Here is a 13,832-nt window from a genome sequence, read left to right on the forward strand (position 1 = left end):
CAGCGCCTGATATACGCTGGCAATACAGTGTTGTAATGCCTGCATGCTGGCACTGTAATGAATCGAATATAAAAAGCAGGTAATCAGATCTACCTGCTGTTCCAGGCTAAAGTGACACATGTTCTGCAGCATAAAGTTGGCCTGGGGACAGCGTGCCCGGGCCAGCTCCAGCATCGGCTGATTAAGATCCAGGCCAGAGCACTGGTAACCCAAATCGAGAAAATGGCGGATATGGGGCCCGGTACCGCAGGCTAAGTCAAGATGCCGGTAAGCGCCGTTGCCCAGCATTTTATTAAGCCGGTGCACGGTACTGCTTTGTGCGTGGTAGTTGATATCACAACACATTAAGTCATAGTAGCCCGACAAATCGGTATATAAGGCATGGGGTGATATCATAGCAGCAAAGTCGGGGCACTGAATTCGGGTGGCGCATCATATAGCAAATCAGCGATATTGCGTAGCTACTTCTGCCATGGCTCATCAAGTATGATGAGGCATGTCAGATTAGGTTAAAACAGGAAAACTATTTTGGATAATACCCCGGATAACAGCACTAACCGTAGCGGCAGGACAGCGGCCGTACTGCCCTGGCTGGCCGGCTTTTTAGCACCTTATCGCTGGCAGGTTGTGGCGGCCATGGTGTTTTTACTGATTGGCGCCCTGGCCTGGCTGGCGCTGGGGCAGGGGGTTCGCCTGCTGGTTGATGAGGGGTTTGCCGAAGGTGACAGGCAGCGCCTTAACACCATTATGCTGTTGATTTTACTGATCACCGGTGTCAGTGCCAGTGCCGTATTCTGCCGGTTTTACCTGATGACCTGGCTGGGAGAGCGGGTCAGTGCTGATATCCGCAACCATGTATACCGGCATATGTTGCAGTTATCACCGGCCTTTTACAGTGAAACCCGCACCGGTGAAGTCATTTCCCGTTTTACTGCCGATACCACTGTGCTGCAAACCGTGGTTGGTTCCAGTTTGTCTATGGCGCTGCGATCCTCTGTCACGGCCAGTGGCGGCGTGGTGATGATGGCATTTACCAGTATAAAGATGACCGGTTTGGTATTAATGGCCGTGCCGCTGGTGCTGGTGCCGATTTTTGTGCTGGGACGCAAAGTCAGGCAGTTAGCAAGGGCCAGTCAGGATCGGCTGGCCGATATTGGCGCCCACGTTGATGAGAGCCTGCATGAAATTCACACCGTGCAGGCTTACGGCCATGAAGCAATAGATCAGCAGGTGTTTGCCGGCAAAATTGAACAGGTAATGACGGCAGCAAAACAGCGGATTTTCTACCGGGCGTTACTGATTGGCCTAGTGATGCTGCTCAGTATCAGTGCAGTCACGCTGGTCGGTTGGGCAGGCGCGCTGGATGTACTGGCTGGGAGAATCACTGCCGGTGAGCTGACTGCCTTTTTATTTTATGCGGTGGTGGTCGCGGGCGCGGTTGCTACGATCAGTGAAGTGATTGGTGAAATTCAGCGGGCGGCCGGGGCTACCGAACGGCTGATAGAGTTATCGGTTATGCCGGCAGAAATTACGGCGCCGGCAATGCCGGCGACATTAACGCAACCGATAACAGGTAGCCTGATATTTGATGATGTCAGTTTTTATTATCCTCAGCTGCCGGACAAACCCGTCTTAACCCGGCTTCAGTTACACATTAAGCCCGGGGAGCGGGTGGCATTAGTCGGACCAAGTGGCGCAGGCAAAACCACGATATTTCAATTGCTGCAGCGGTTTTATAATCTGCCAGTGGGCCGGATTTTACTTGATGGTATTGATATCAGCACGCTCAAACCTGCTACCTTGCGGGCTCAGTTTGCACTGGTGCCCCAGGATGCGGTGATTTTTGCAACCAGTGTGCTGGAGAACGTCCGTTATGGCCAGCCTGATGCCAGCGAACAGCAGGTTATCGCTGCCTGTAAGGCTGCCAAGGCTGACGGTTTTATCCGGGAGTTAGCAGACGGCTATCACAGTCAGCTGGGAGAGCGGGGTGTCCGTTTATCGGGAGGCCAGAAACAGCGGATTGCCATTGCCCGGGCCATTCTGGCTGATCGGCCTTTGCTGTTGCTGGATGAGGCGACCAGTGCACTGGATGCGGCGAGCGAGCATGAGGTAAAACAAGCGCTGGCAAAGCTGATGCAAGGCAAAACCACCTTAATTATTGCCCATCGGCTCAGCACAGTAATGCATGTCGATCGTATTCTGGTACTGGACCAGGGGCAGCTTATCGCTGCTGGCAGCCACAGTGAGCTGATGCAGACCAGTCCGCTGTATCAGCAACTGGCCGCGCTGCAATTTTTAAAGGCAGACAGTGCTGATTAATCGCTATTGCAGCACAGCCTCATAAATCAGGCTCATAATGGTGCCGTAACGGCCGGTTTCAAAACTATCCCCGGCAAACTGATAGCTGTTGCCATTCTCTGAGACAGGGCTGTGTTTTTTGTTGGTAAGCAACACCACCATTAAATTATGGGCAGGGTCAATCAGGGTTGCCGTGCCGGTCCATCCGGTATGGCCATAGGCATAGTCACTGGCATAAGCGCCAAAGTGCCAGGTTAAGTCGCCGCCGGCGGCCGTGCGCCAGCCCAGACCAAAGCGGTGATCATAGGATGAGGGCCGGGTAAACTGTTGCACGACTGCCGGGCTGAAAAACCGTTGCCAGCCATAGCCGCCTTGCTGCGCTACCACACTCATTACCACGGCCAGATCGCGGGCAGTGGCAAATAACCCGGCATGACCGGCGACGCCTTGCAGGGCATGAAAGGCCTTTTCATCATGAACCTGACCGCGCAGCACCCCCTGGCGGATCGCCGGAAAGCTGACCCTGCCACCCCGGCTGTTACCATCGAGCTCGGTGGCGGCAATGCTGCTTGCGGGCACGCCTTTGAGCAACGGGTTAAACAGCATATTATTTAACCCCAGCGGCCGGTAAAACTGCTGCTCGAGATATTGATCCAGTGGCATAGCGGTTAATCGCTCAATCAACAGGCCCAGCAGCATAAAGTTCACGTCACTGTAACGGGCTGTCGTGGCCCGCTCGCTGACAAAAGGAACCTTAGCCAGCATTAACTGCTGGGTATAGGCTTTGTTCAGTGAGTAAAAAAGCGGACCATTGCTGTTATCCGGCCGGTGAAAGTGCACTTCAGGCGCATAACCGCTGGTGTGATACAGCAAATCGCTGACCAGCCGCTGTTCCCGGCCATCACCCAGATATTCCGGCAGGTAGTCGGTCAGCGGCCGGTTAATATCCAGCATACCACTGCTGACCAGCTGCATGATGGCATAGGTGGTGGCATACATTTTGGTATTAGAGGCAATATCAAATAAGGTGGTGGTTTGCATTGGCTCGGCAGCAGGGTCGGCTGAGCCATCTGTCTGATAACGCAGGGCATAGCCATAGGCGGTTTCTTTAATAATCTGGCCGTCTTTCACCACCAGCAGCACCGCACCGGGGAAACCCGCCGCCACTTCTGAGTTAATTAACTGGTCAACCTTACTGAAACGCGGGATATCACTGATGCTATTGTCCTGTTCTGTTCTAAGTTCAGGATAAGGCACGGCGATAGTCAGCTGAGTGGATGCCGGATAAACTGACATCAGTTGTAACTGATTATCACCGTCCCGGGTAAAGGCTGAAATATCTATTTTAAACGGCTGGCCATGGTTGGGACGTTGCAGCCGCAATCGCTGACCATTAACAGCAATAGTTGCCATTGCTGTTTGTTGCATATCTATAAGTAACACCCCCTGGCCCTGCCACAGGGTAAACCGGCGCCGGTTATTGACACCTTCCCGGTTGCTTCGCTGCTCGGGCCAATGCAGGACATGCTGCCCCGCTTGCTCGGCCAGCGCCAGTTGCTCGGCTGCGGTCAGAGGGTGGCTGATTGGTTCAATTACGCTATCCGGTGCCACGGCACAGCCGTTCAGTGCCAGTAATATTAGCACGATAATTAACCGCATCTGCTTAGTCTCACCGCGTTTGCCTGCCAGATTTTGTCTGCTGTAAATGAATTCACTATACCAAGTTAGTCCTGAAATCCGAAATCTTGTTGGATAACTTATTCCCGCAATAGTTAATAGTGTGTAATATTCGTTATTAGGAAGAGATTGCCACTTTGCCAGCAGGATGAGGGATTATGCAAGTTGGAATAGGCTACAGTCATTGCGAAAATGCCTTTAGCGCCGGTCAGCAGGCCGCGATACATGCTATGACACAGGCCGGCTTCAGTCAGGCTGATCTGGTACTGGCATTTTGCAGTGGTACTCTGGACCACCTGGCTTTTTACCGGGGCTTACGTGCGGTATTGGGACAGGATGTTAATATATTTGGCGGATCGGCAGTCGGAGTAATCACAAACCAGCAACTGTGCTATCAGGGGTATCCAGCTGCGGTTGCTGTTTTGAAATTTGAAGATAATTATTGCCAGATGGCTGTAGCAACCGGTTTATTTAACAGCCCTTTTATTGCCGGTGAACAGTTAGCTTCAGCGCTGCCGGCAATGTCAGATGCCAGTTTACTGTTGTTACTTTATGATTCTGTAAAGTTTGCCGGTTCAGAAAATGTTGCACCGGTAATGAACCCGTCAGCGCCGCTGCTGCGGGGTATAGAGCGTAATCTGGCGGTGCCGTTGGCCATTGCAGGAGCAGGGCTGCTCGGTGATCATGGTTTTAGTCATACTCAACAATTTTGTGGCAAAAAAGTTGCCCAGCAAAGTGCCAGTGCCCTGGTGTTTGGTGGTAATCTGCACAGTTACATTGGCGTAATGCATGGTTGTCAGCCACTCAGTGAGCAGCGCTATACTATTACCGGCATTTTTGGCCAGTTCCTGTATACCCTCGATGGTAAACCCGCGGTAGAGGTTATCGATCAGGCATTTGGCAATGGTAGCTGGCGAAGTCAGTCACCGGTCAGACGGCTGTGCCTGGGTATTCCCGCTGATTCAGCAGAGTTAAGCGGCGAAAATGCCTTCAGCAACCGTCTGATAAGTGGCGTGCTTCCTAATGATGAGGGGCTGATTTTATTTGAACCCGATATGCATGAAGGCATGCAAATTCAGTTAATGCGCCGCAGTCCGGCATTGAGCCGGGCGTCTGCCAGAAGCAGTACCGAGGCGTTGCTGGCACGCATTAAGCAGGATGGTAAACAACCCCTGTTAGCGATATACATGGATTGTGCTGGCCGGATTGCTCAGTTTGACCCTGATTCAGTGACTGACGCCGGCCAGACAATAGCAGGCCAGGAAGACGCCGCCGAAGTACAGCGGCTGTTAAATGCCGCCAGAATTCCGTTACTGGGATTTTATTGTGGGGTGGAAATAGCACCTCAGGCCGGTAAAAGCCGGGGGCTCGACTGGAGCGGAGTGCTGGTTATTTTAACCAGATAAGCGCTGCTCTGATGCGAATACCATGGTAAATTGGTAGCACAGATTAAGGCAGGCTGAAAACCTTTACAGGAGGTTAAGTTGAATTATCTGGCACACGCTGTTTTAGCCAAGCCAAATTCATACTCACTGGTGGGTAACCTGTTAGGGGATTTTTGTAAGGGCGTAGATACCGCCAGTTTGCATCCACAAGTCAGGGCAGGTTTGCACAATCACCGGGCAACAGACCGGTTCACTGACCAGCATGCCATCGTCAAAGCAGCAAAAGCCGGGTTCTCGGCAAGGCGCCGGCGCTTTGCTGCAGTGGCGCTGGATGTGCTGTTTGATCATTTCCTGATCCGTCACTGGCAGCAGTTTTATGCCGAGCCGTTTGCCGATTATAAAAGCCGTTTATATTGTCAACTTAACGATGCCATGCCGCTGATGCCTGCAACGATGCGAGACACCATGCAACGGGTTTGCCGCAATGACTGGTTTGCCAGCTATCAGCAGTTAGCAACGGTTGGTCAGGCGCTTGACCATATTGCCAGCCGGATCAGGTTTGCGAACAACTTTGCCGGTATTGTCGAGGAAATCAGCCCCCGTTACAGCCGGCTGGAACAGGACTTTTTGCAGTTTTATCCGCAGTTGCAATGCCATCTCAGGCAGTTGGCGCTGGAACACTAGTTAAAGGACATGATAATGCCACAGCACGTTTTAGATTTTTGGTTTAACGAAATCAGCCCAAGCCAGTGGTGGGAGAAAGATTGGCAATTTGACAGAATTATCGCCAACCGCTTTGGAGACCAACTGCAACAAGCCGCACGGGGTGAGCTGTATCACTGGCGCACGGATGCCAGAGGCCGGCTGGCTGAAATTATTGTGCTTGATCAGTTTTCCCGCAATATATTCCGCGATACCCCGGCAGCTTTCTCGCAGGATGCAATGGCACTGGTTTTAGCTCAGGAAGCGGTTGCCGCAGATGCGTTGCAGCACCTGACAGCGGATGAGCGCAGTTTTTTATTGCTGCCTTATATGCACAGTGAATCGGTGACGATCCATCAACTTGCCGAGACTTTGTATAAAGAGCATGCGCCTGATACAAACTATCAGTTTGAATTAAAACATAAAGCAATTATCGACCGCTTTGGCCGCTATCCGCATCGTAACGCGATTCTGGGCAGGAGTTCGACGATGGAGGAGCTTGAATTTTTAAAACAGCCTGGCTCAGGTTTTTAACTGTGGCCGGGCAGTTAGCGCTTAGCGCTAGCACTAAAGTGTTATGGTTAGAATTTAACCAGTTGGCTATGTTGTCCCAGACCTAACCGAGGAGTGTCTGATGATAACAATAAAAAAAATCTTGTTGCCACTTACTGCCAGCCTGGCATTGCTGTTGACCGCCAATGTACTGGCATGTACTGATGCCGTTGTTCTGGTACATGGTAATACTGCCAGCCCGGCCAGCTGGGATAACACCTATAATTATCTGCGTAGCAAAGGTTATCGGGCGGCAGATATCTACCGGCCCAGCTGGGGTTCGAAAACCTGTGCTGCCTGTAATGATCACAGTGGCAGTGAGGAAACACCGGTCCGTAATGCGATAACAGCAGCGATAAGCAACTCTTGTACCGGTAAAATTGATGTGATAGGGCATTCTATGGGCGCGACGTTGGCTGCACAGCAAATTGACAAGTTGGGCGTGGCGTCACAGGTCGATGCCTTCGTCGGTATTGCCGGTGCGTTTCGTGGCTTATTAAGCTGTGGGGTTTATCCGTTTAATGTCTGGAATTCGACCTGTGGTAGTGCTGGCCTGTCAGTCTCCAGCCCTTTTTTAGACAGCATCTACGGGGTGCGGTTTGGGCAGCGGGTATATTCGATAAAAAGCAATATTGATCAGGTAGTCTGCTCCACCGGCAGTTGTCTGGTTTACGGGGTACACAGCAGCCGCATCTGGGGGGAGAATGCCAGTTATACCTATAGTCTGGGACATTTTGGCTTACAAACCGATACGGCCGATCGCCAATATAATCTGATCAGATGATCAGTTCTTTGTCGTTGATAATGTTAAAAGGCTCTGCACTGGCAGAGCCTGCGCCTGTACGGATGGTTAACTAACTGACACGCATTATTTTTTGGGGGCGACAATGTCCACGTTATTGTTGGCGGCGGATTTCATATCGTTCTGGTAGTTTTTTATGGCCTGATTTAATTTCAGCATAAAATCCGGGTGATCAGCAAGATAGGTATTACTAATATAAATTCCCATCGGCAACTGAATATGATTATGGATCCTGTACTGGGCAGTGTTACGCTGATCCTGATTTATTAATGTGATAGCCGTTAATGCGGGCAACATAATGGCGTCAACCCTGCCATGGTCAAGCAGGTTAAATAACCCTCTGATATCGGTAGTGCCCGGTGTTATCTGATAATTATGCAGTGCCAGCCATCTGTATATGTTGCTGTTTTTCTGGGCTGAAACAATAGCCCCATTTTTAAAGTCAGCACTGCCTGGTTGCAGATCATGCCGCTTTGCCAGCCAAACCCAGGACCAGTCGGTAAAAAACAACGGCATAGAGTATTGTGCCAGTGCATTTCGCTCGGGGCTTTCTGTCGCCAGCAGCAGTGCATCAAGTTGGTTATTTTCCATTTCGATAAGCGATCGCCCGAAATTCGGTACGGCTTCGGCACGGTATTGGATGCCAAGTTCGTTCATAATTTGCTCAAAAGCCTGATAGCCCTCACCACCCATTTGTTGATCCTGCACATAGGTGTAAGGGGGGTAGTCAGCGACCGCGACCCGCAGGGTCTTCGCCTGCAGGCTATAGCCAAAGCCTGGCAAAAACAGGCTGCAGGCAAGCAGCACTGTCATCAGTTTACCTAAGCCACCATAAATTAACGCCGTTCGCATTATGTTCCATGCCCGTTGCTGGTATTGTCTGAAATCTTTGCGATACCTATTGCTGCTGACAGTATAGCGCTTTGTTCAGTATTTACTGAACAATCTCAGCCACGGCCATGTGCCGCCAGATAATTGAGGTCCGGTCCGGATGGCACTATCTGGGTTGGATTGATGGTTTTATGGCTGAAATAATAATGGCGCTTAATATGATAAAAATTGACGGTATCTGCTACCCCGGGCCACTGATAAAGTTCGCGGGTAAAACCGGTCAGATTAGGGTAGTCGGCCAGCCGCTGCTTATTACATTTAAAATGGCCGTGGTACACGGCATCAAAACGGATCAGCGTGGTAAACAGCCGCCAGTCGGCTTCGGTTATCTGAGCGCCGGTTAAATAACGGCTTTGGCTTAAGATTGCCTCCACTTTCTCAAGTGCAGCAAACAACTGCAGATAGGCATTCTCGTAAGCTTGCTGGCTTGTGGCAAAACCGCATTTATAAACACCATTATTGATGTTGTGATAAACCAGTTCATTAATATTATTAATGTCCTGGGTTAAAGCCGCAGGATAATAATCATCGGTATTGCCGGTAAGATGATTAAAAGCAGAATTAAGCATTCTGATAATATCGGCTGACTCGTTACTGACAATACAGTTCTGCTGCTTATCCCAAAGCACCGGTACGGTAACTCTGCCGCTATAGTCCGCCTGATGACGGGTATAAATCTGATGCAGATACTTGTAGTCGAACACGTCGTCCCCGGTACTGTGATTGCTTTTATCAAATTCCCAGCCATGTTCAAGCATATCGGGACTGACCACAGAGACGCTGATGTAGGGTGTCAATTCTTTCAGTTGCCGGAAAATAAGGGTGCGATGTGCCCAGGGACATGCCAGCGATACGTAAAGATGGTAGCGGCCTTTTTCTGCTTTAAAACCCGCCTTGCCATCAGGGCCGGCACTGCCATCAGAGGTTACCCAGTTTCTCAGCTGCGCGCTTTCCCGTTCGAATTCGCCATCGTTACTGTCAGTGTCATACCATTTATCCTGCCAGTTACCGTTAACCAGTAAACCCATGTCAGACTCCTTTTTAATCATTAAAATAAGTCTAACTGTAGCCAACAGAAACGCTGGCGGCTATCTGATAATAGTGGCAGGTTTATTCGACAAATTAGAAAACACCGTTGCCGTGGGCAAAAGCGCAGCGAACAGCTAAACGCAAAGGCCGGGGCACATACCGACGGCAAATTGCCTGCAATGCCAAAACACGATAGCGTAGCCCTGTCGCAGTGGCATAGTAGTGCCGGAAATAAACGGAGATAAAAATATGACGGAAAGTCAGGAATACGATATTGGCGTAGCAGGACAGCCATGGGGGCCGGCAGAAAATGCTCAGTGGCTGGCCCGTCAGCAAATTTTGCGCAGTTATCAGCAGCAGGTGCTTAACCGCTTAGAGCAGGTCGCAGCAGGCTTTAGCCGCCAACAATATGGCGAGCTGGATTACCGGCAGTATGGTTCAGACTGCTATCCGCTGTATGCGTTTAGCAATGGTTCAGCCACAGACAAAGCGACGGTACTGATTACCGGCGGCGTGCATGGTTATGAAACCAGTGGTGTGCAGGGCGCTATTCGTTTTTTGCAAACGGAAGCGGCAAATTACAGTGATCATTTTAATCTGGTGGTGCTGCCTTGTATCAGCCCCTGGGCCTATGAAACGATAAACCGCTGGAATCCGCTGGCGCTTGATCCGAACCGGAATTTTACTGCCACAAGCCCGGTCGCTGAATCTTTAGCCGTGGTTAATTTTCTGCAACAGCTAAAACAGCCGGTGCTGGCCCATATCGATTTACACGAAACCACCGACTCGGACAACAGCGAGTTCCGGCCGGCAAAAGCAGCACGCGATGGTGAGGTAAACACAAACTGGGATATTCCTGATGGCTTTTATTTAGTGGGCGATAGTGAAAAACCAGCGGCTGATTTCCAGCAAGCTATCAACCTTGCCGTAAGCAAGGTGACGCAAATTGCGCCAGCCGATGCCAATGGTTGTTTAATTGGTGAGCCGATCAGCCAGCATGGGGTGGTAAATTATCCGAAAAAAGCCTTGGGCTTGTGCGGTGGTATTACTGACGCACCCTATGTCACCACCACCGAAGTATACCCCGACAGCCCGAGTGCCAGCCCGGAGCAGTGCATTGCCGCTCAGGTTACTGCGATTGTTGCGGCGCTGGATTATTTAAAAACGAAAGGCTATTAATATCGGCATGGCGGTGCACAGCCAATAAAGCTTGCTATACTGAGTTGGCTTTACGTAATTTTGGCTGATTCTACTTAAGAGAGCGTTAATAGTTTTAACCAAGATCTGCATCTGCTGCGGGTGATGTCTGGTTTTCCGGTTTGCAACAAGGAAGACAACATGGACAACCCGGTGATTATTCTGCATGGCTGGAGCGACAATAGTCGCTCTTTCGTTGCTGTTAGTAAGTTTATTAAACAATTACCCAACAAGCGAACTGTGCATTTACATCTGGGCGACTGGCTGTCAATGCACGACGATGTCACCTATACCGATCTTGCCACTGCTATGCAGCGTGCCTGGCATGATATGGGGCTGCCGACCCGCGATCGCAGTGTCGATCTGGTGGTGCACAGCACCGGCTCTTTAGTGGCAAGGCAATGGCTTACCCAGTTTTACAGTGCCAGCCACAATCCGGTAAAACGCTTTGTGATGATGGCGCCGGCGAATTTTGGCTCGCATTTAGCCCACAAGGGACGCAGCTTTTTTGGCCGGGCCATAAAAGGCTGGGGGCAGCCTGGTTTTCAAACAGGTACACAAATTTTAAAAGGGCTGGAATTAGCCTCACCTTATAGTCAGCAACTGGCTTTTCAGGACTTATTTGCCGCTGAAAACTGGTATGGCGCAGGCAAAATTTTAGCCACTGTGATGACGGGCAATAGCGGCTATTCCGGCATCAGTGCTATTGCTAATGAGCAGGGCTCGGACGGGACAGTGAGGATTAGCGGCGCCAACCTCAACTGCAGGAGGATACAGCTGGCTCTGGATGAACAGCAATGCATCTTACCGGGCAGTTTACGCTACAGCCAGAGTAATGGCGACATTGCCATGGCTATTCTGGACAATGAAAATCACAGTACCCTGGTATTCAAAGACAAAGGCCCGAGAAACCCGCTTACCCGGGAAATTCTGGCCGGGGCTCTGCAGGTAGAAGATGCTGACTATCAGACCGATGGCAGCAGTTTTAGCTGGCAACAGCAAATAAATGCCTTCGATCCCGATGTTGCTAAGCATAGCCCGCAGCGCAGTCAGGTGATTAGCCAGCTAACCGATCATCTGCAAAATAACGTAGAGGATTATTTTGTTGAGTTTTACCGCACCGGCAAAAAAGACGAAAAATTTGAACAGCAACTGTATCAGCAATTTTTGTCCGGTGTACATGCTTACAGCGACAATAATGCCTATCGCAATCTGTACTTTGATCTGACCAGCCTTACTACGCTGCGTCAACGTTATAAACTTGACAAGCTGTATATCAGCTTTAATGCCGAGCCGCATTTCAAACCACCGCGTCAGCCAGTGGGCTACGCCAGTGTCGCTGCTACCGAAACCGCCGGCTTAAAGCTGGAGCCGGATAATATTGACTGGGTATTTACGCCGCACCAGACAGTACTGCTGCAGGTTGTAATGCAGCGCAGCATTGATGCCAGTGTGTTTAAACTTCGCCGCTAGCCGCTTAAAGGTTAGTTTTACTCTCTGCCAGAAGACTGTTGCTGCCAGCCAAGTGCTTTTATTTGCTGTTGCAATTGCGGATCCTGAGCAGTAATTAACGGATTGCTGCTGCCAGTACTTAGGATGGGGGCTAAGGTATCAACCGTATTATTCGCCAGTTTAACCAGCCCGATATAACCAAGTGGTGAGGCGGGGAAATCGGCGATCAACTGCTGATAGTGCTGCTCAGCACTTGCTACTTCGCCACGTTCAGCCAGTTTGAAGGCAAGATTGAATTGGTGCGGTATGGCGACTGGATCGAGCCGGTATGCCTGTTGCAGAGCCTGCCAGGCATCCTGACTGCGACCAAGCTGCTCGAGAGTGATAAAACGCCATAAATGGGCCCGCGCCAGATTGGGATTGAGACTTAGCGCTTTATCAAGCGCGGGCAATGCGGCATCATAATTACCTTGCAAATAAAACAGCAGCAAACCGCGTACGGCATGTGCCTCGGCAAGCCCGGGGGCACGGACGAGGGCTTTGGCCAGATGCTGTTCTGCCAGGGTGGCGGCAATATCCGCTTTTAATACACCGAAACTTGCGCCGCCCTCTGCCAGCAAAATAACAGTATCGGCCAGCGCCACATAAGCCATAGCATACGCGGGGTCGAGCGCCAGCGCCTGCTCAAATAGTTTGCGGGCTTCTTTAACAGACTCCGTGGTTTGTAAGCGGTATTGCTCGCGGCCACGCAGGTACATCAGGTAAGCATCAGTGCTGGCCGTATTATTGACATTATTCAGATCCCCGGCAGCAAGGTAGCCCTCCTGCAACAGGTTGGCAACCGCCCGGGCGATTTCGGTTTCAACTGCAAAAATGTCACGTAATTCCCGCGAAAAACTCTGGCTCCATAGCGTCATGCCATCTTTGGCATTAATCAGCTCGACCCGCAAACGGAGTTGATTGCCTATTTTATGAATACTGCCACTGAGTAAGGTGTCCACGTTAAGCCGTCTGGCAATATCAACCGGCAGCAGGTTTTGCCGGGCCAGGCTGAAGCCGGCACTGGCCGAGGCTACCTCGAAGCCAGATACCTGTCCAAGCAGGTTGACCAGCTCTTCGGTAACACCGACGGCCAGATACTGCTGGTCGCTATCGGGGCTCTGATCCCGAAAAGGCAGCACGGCGATAGAACTGGCTTTCACGCTGTTTAGCAGACCTTCCGTCTTTTTAGCGTAATCGGTACGGGCACTACTAAAATAGTGATAGCCAAGCATAATAGAGCCGGCAAATACCAGGATAAAGCCGAACCACCATTTGATGCCCAGTGGTTTAGCGACTGCAGCACTGTCGACTTCGGTAACTTTGATGCCCTGGGGCGTAATATCGAAATACCAGGCCAGATAAAATACAACCGGAAAACAGGCAAACAAAAAGATGGTCAGGCTGGTAGCCACCAACGGGCTTAAATTAAGTAACGGGGTCACCACGGCAATGATCTGTAATAGCAACCAAATCAGGCCCAGGAAAGGAATAAGGGTTTGAATGACTTTACGCCGGCGTAACTCCGATAAAAACCGCATGACCACGTTCAATTTTGGCTCCCTGATTACACCCACTGTACCGTTATTCGTTTCTACTATTAATGTAAGATAATTTAGCAGCTTAACAGTTACCGGATAAGCCTAGCAGGGGTTGGTAAAATTCACCAAACAAAGCGACTGAAAGTTTGCAGGCTGACAATCTGCAATCTGAAATGGTATCGGCGCGCTGGCTGGCGCGGCAACATCAGACGGCAAAATCATGCTGTTGACCGCAAATTCTCGCTAAAGTGTTTCAAAATATTACCA

12 protein-coding genes are annotated in these 13,832 nt (G+C 50.7%); 7 read left to right on the forward strand and 5 right to left on the reverse strand.

The window, feature by feature from the left end:
- The coding region (locus tag R3177_RS02640) for a class I SAM-dependent methyltransferase (protein WP_318969487.1) at positions 1-396 on the reverse strand (396 nt) is incomplete at its 3' end.
- Positions 397-528: 132 nt separating this feature from the next.
- On the opposite strand from R3177_RS02640, the gene R3177_RS02645 reads away from it, so the two are divergent.
- On the forward strand, positions 529-2,319 hold the full coding sequence (locus R3177_RS02645) for an ABC transporter transmembrane domain-containing protein (protein ID WP_318969488.1): 1,791 nt from the start codon (positions 529-531) through the stop codon (positions 2,317-2,319).
- A gap of 3 nt (positions 2,320-2,322) precedes the next feature.
- Here R3177_RS02645 and pbp4b read toward each other — a convergent pair whose 3' ends face one another.
- Complete coding sequence (gene pbp4b / locus R3177_RS02650) at positions 2,323-3,957, reverse strand: penicillin binding protein PBP4B (protein WP_318969489.1); 1,635 nt, start codon at positions 3,955-3,957, stop codon at positions 2,323-2,325.
- A gap of 176 nt (positions 3,958-4,133) precedes the next feature.
- On the opposite strand from pbp4b, the gene R3177_RS02655 reads away from it, so the two are divergent.
- From R3177_RS02655 to R3177_RS02670, 4 genes are all read left to right on the forward strand, one after another.
- Positions 4,134-5,381 (forward strand): FIST signal transduction protein, encoded by a 1,248-nt coding sequence (locus tag R3177_RS02655; RefSeq protein WP_318969490.1) that lies wholly within the window; start codon positions 4,134-4,136, stop codon positions 5,379-5,381.
- A gap of 78 nt (positions 5,382-5,459) precedes the next feature.
- A complete protein-coding gene (locus R3177_RS02660) occupies positions 5,460-6,044 on the forward strand; it encodes an ACP phosphodiesterase (protein WP_318969491.1) in 585 nt (194 codons plus the stop codon).
- A 15-nt stretch (positions 6,045-6,059) separates the two neighbouring features.
- Positions 6,060-6,596, forward strand: coding sequence for a DUF924 family protein (locus R3177_RS02665; RefSeq protein WP_318969492.1), 537 nt, complete (start codon positions 6,060-6,062; stop codon positions 6,594-6,596).
- 100 nt (positions 6,597-6,696) lie between these two features.
- Positions 6,697-7,398 carry an alpha/beta fold hydrolase gene (locus R3177_RS02670; protein ID WP_318969493.1) on the forward strand — a complete coding sequence of 234 codons (702 nt, stop codon included), beginning with the start codon at positions 6,697-6,699 and terminating at the stop codon, positions 7,396-7,398.
- A gap of 84 nt (positions 7,399-7,482) precedes the next feature.
- On the opposite strand, the gene R3177_RS02675 is transcribed toward R3177_RS02670, so the two are convergent.
- Positions 7,483-8,268 carry a substrate-binding periplasmic protein gene (locus R3177_RS02675; RefSeq protein WP_318969494.1) on the reverse strand — a complete coding sequence of 262 codons (786 nt, stop codon included), beginning with the start codon at positions 8,266-8,268 and terminating at the stop codon, positions 7,483-7,485.
- Between the two features lie 95 nt (positions 8,269-8,363).
- Positions 8,364-9,335, reverse strand: a complete 972-nt coding sequence (locus R3177_RS02680) for a glutathione S-transferase family protein (RefSeq protein WP_318969495.1) — start codon at positions 9,333-9,335, stop codon at positions 8,364-8,366.
- Positions 9,336-9,585: 250 nt separating this feature from the next.
- Here R3177_RS02680 and R3177_RS02685 point away from each other — a divergent pair, with 250 nt between their 5' ends.
- Positions 9,586-10,515 carry a M14 family metallocarboxypeptidase gene (locus tag R3177_RS02685; protein WP_318969496.1) on the forward strand — a complete coding sequence of 310 codons (930 nt, stop codon included), beginning with the start codon at positions 9,586-9,588 and terminating at the stop codon, positions 10,513-10,515.
- Between the two features lie 159 nt (positions 10,516-10,674).
- Positions 10,675-12,006, forward strand: a complete 1,332-nt coding sequence (locus R3177_RS02690; protein WP_318969497.1) for an alpha/beta hydrolase — start codon at positions 10,675-10,677, stop codon at positions 12,004-12,006.
- A 17-nt stretch (positions 12,007-12,023) separates the two neighbouring features.
- Here R3177_RS02690 and R3177_RS02695 read toward each other — a convergent pair whose 3' ends face one another.
- Positions 12,024-13,571: a tetratricopeptide repeat protein gene (locus tag R3177_RS02695; RefSeq protein ID WP_318969519.1), complete on the reverse strand. Its 1,548-nt coding sequence runs from the start codon at positions 13,569-13,571 to the stop codon at positions 12,024-12,026.
- Between the last annotated feature and the right edge of the window lie 261 nt (positions 13,572-13,832).

The organism is Arsukibacterium sp. (assembly GCF_033722355.1).
Taxonomy (GTDB): domain Bacteria; phylum Pseudomonadota; class Gammaproteobacteria; order Enterobacterales; family Alteromonadaceae; genus Alishewanella.

Bases quoted from the DNA above. Each gene is read 5' to 3' on its own strand.
- pbp4b (WP_318969489.1), bottom strand. From the start codon at position 3,957: ATGCGGTTAATTATCGTGCTAATATTACTGGCACTGAACGGCTGTGCC.
- R3177_RS02655 (WP_318969490.1), top strand. From the start codon at position 4,134: ATGCAAGTTGGAATAGGCTACAGTCATTGCGAAAATGCCTTTAGCGCC.
- R3177_RS02665 (WP_318969492.1), top strand. From the start codon at position 6,060: ATGCCACAGCACGTTTTAGATTTTTGGTTTAACGAAATCAGCCCAAGC.
- R3177_RS02670 (WP_318969493.1), top strand. From the start codon at position 6,697: ATGATAACAATAAAAAAAATCTTGTTGCCACTTACTGCCAGCCTGGCA.
- R3177_RS02675 (WP_318969494.1), bottom strand. From the start codon at position 8,268: ATGCGAACGGCGTTAATTTATGGTGGCTTAGGTAAACTGATGACAGTG.
- R3177_RS02680 (WP_318969495.1), bottom strand. From the start codon at position 9,335: ATGGGTTTACTGGTTAACGGTAACTGGCAGGATAAATGGTATGACACT.
- R3177_RS02685 (WP_318969496.1), top strand. From the start codon at position 9,586: ATGACGGAAAGTCAGGAATACGATATTGGCGTAGCAGGACAGCCATGG.
- R3177_RS02690 (WP_318969497.1), top strand. From the start codon at position 10,675: ATGGACAACCCGGTGATTATTCTGCATGGCTGGAGCGACAATAGTCGC.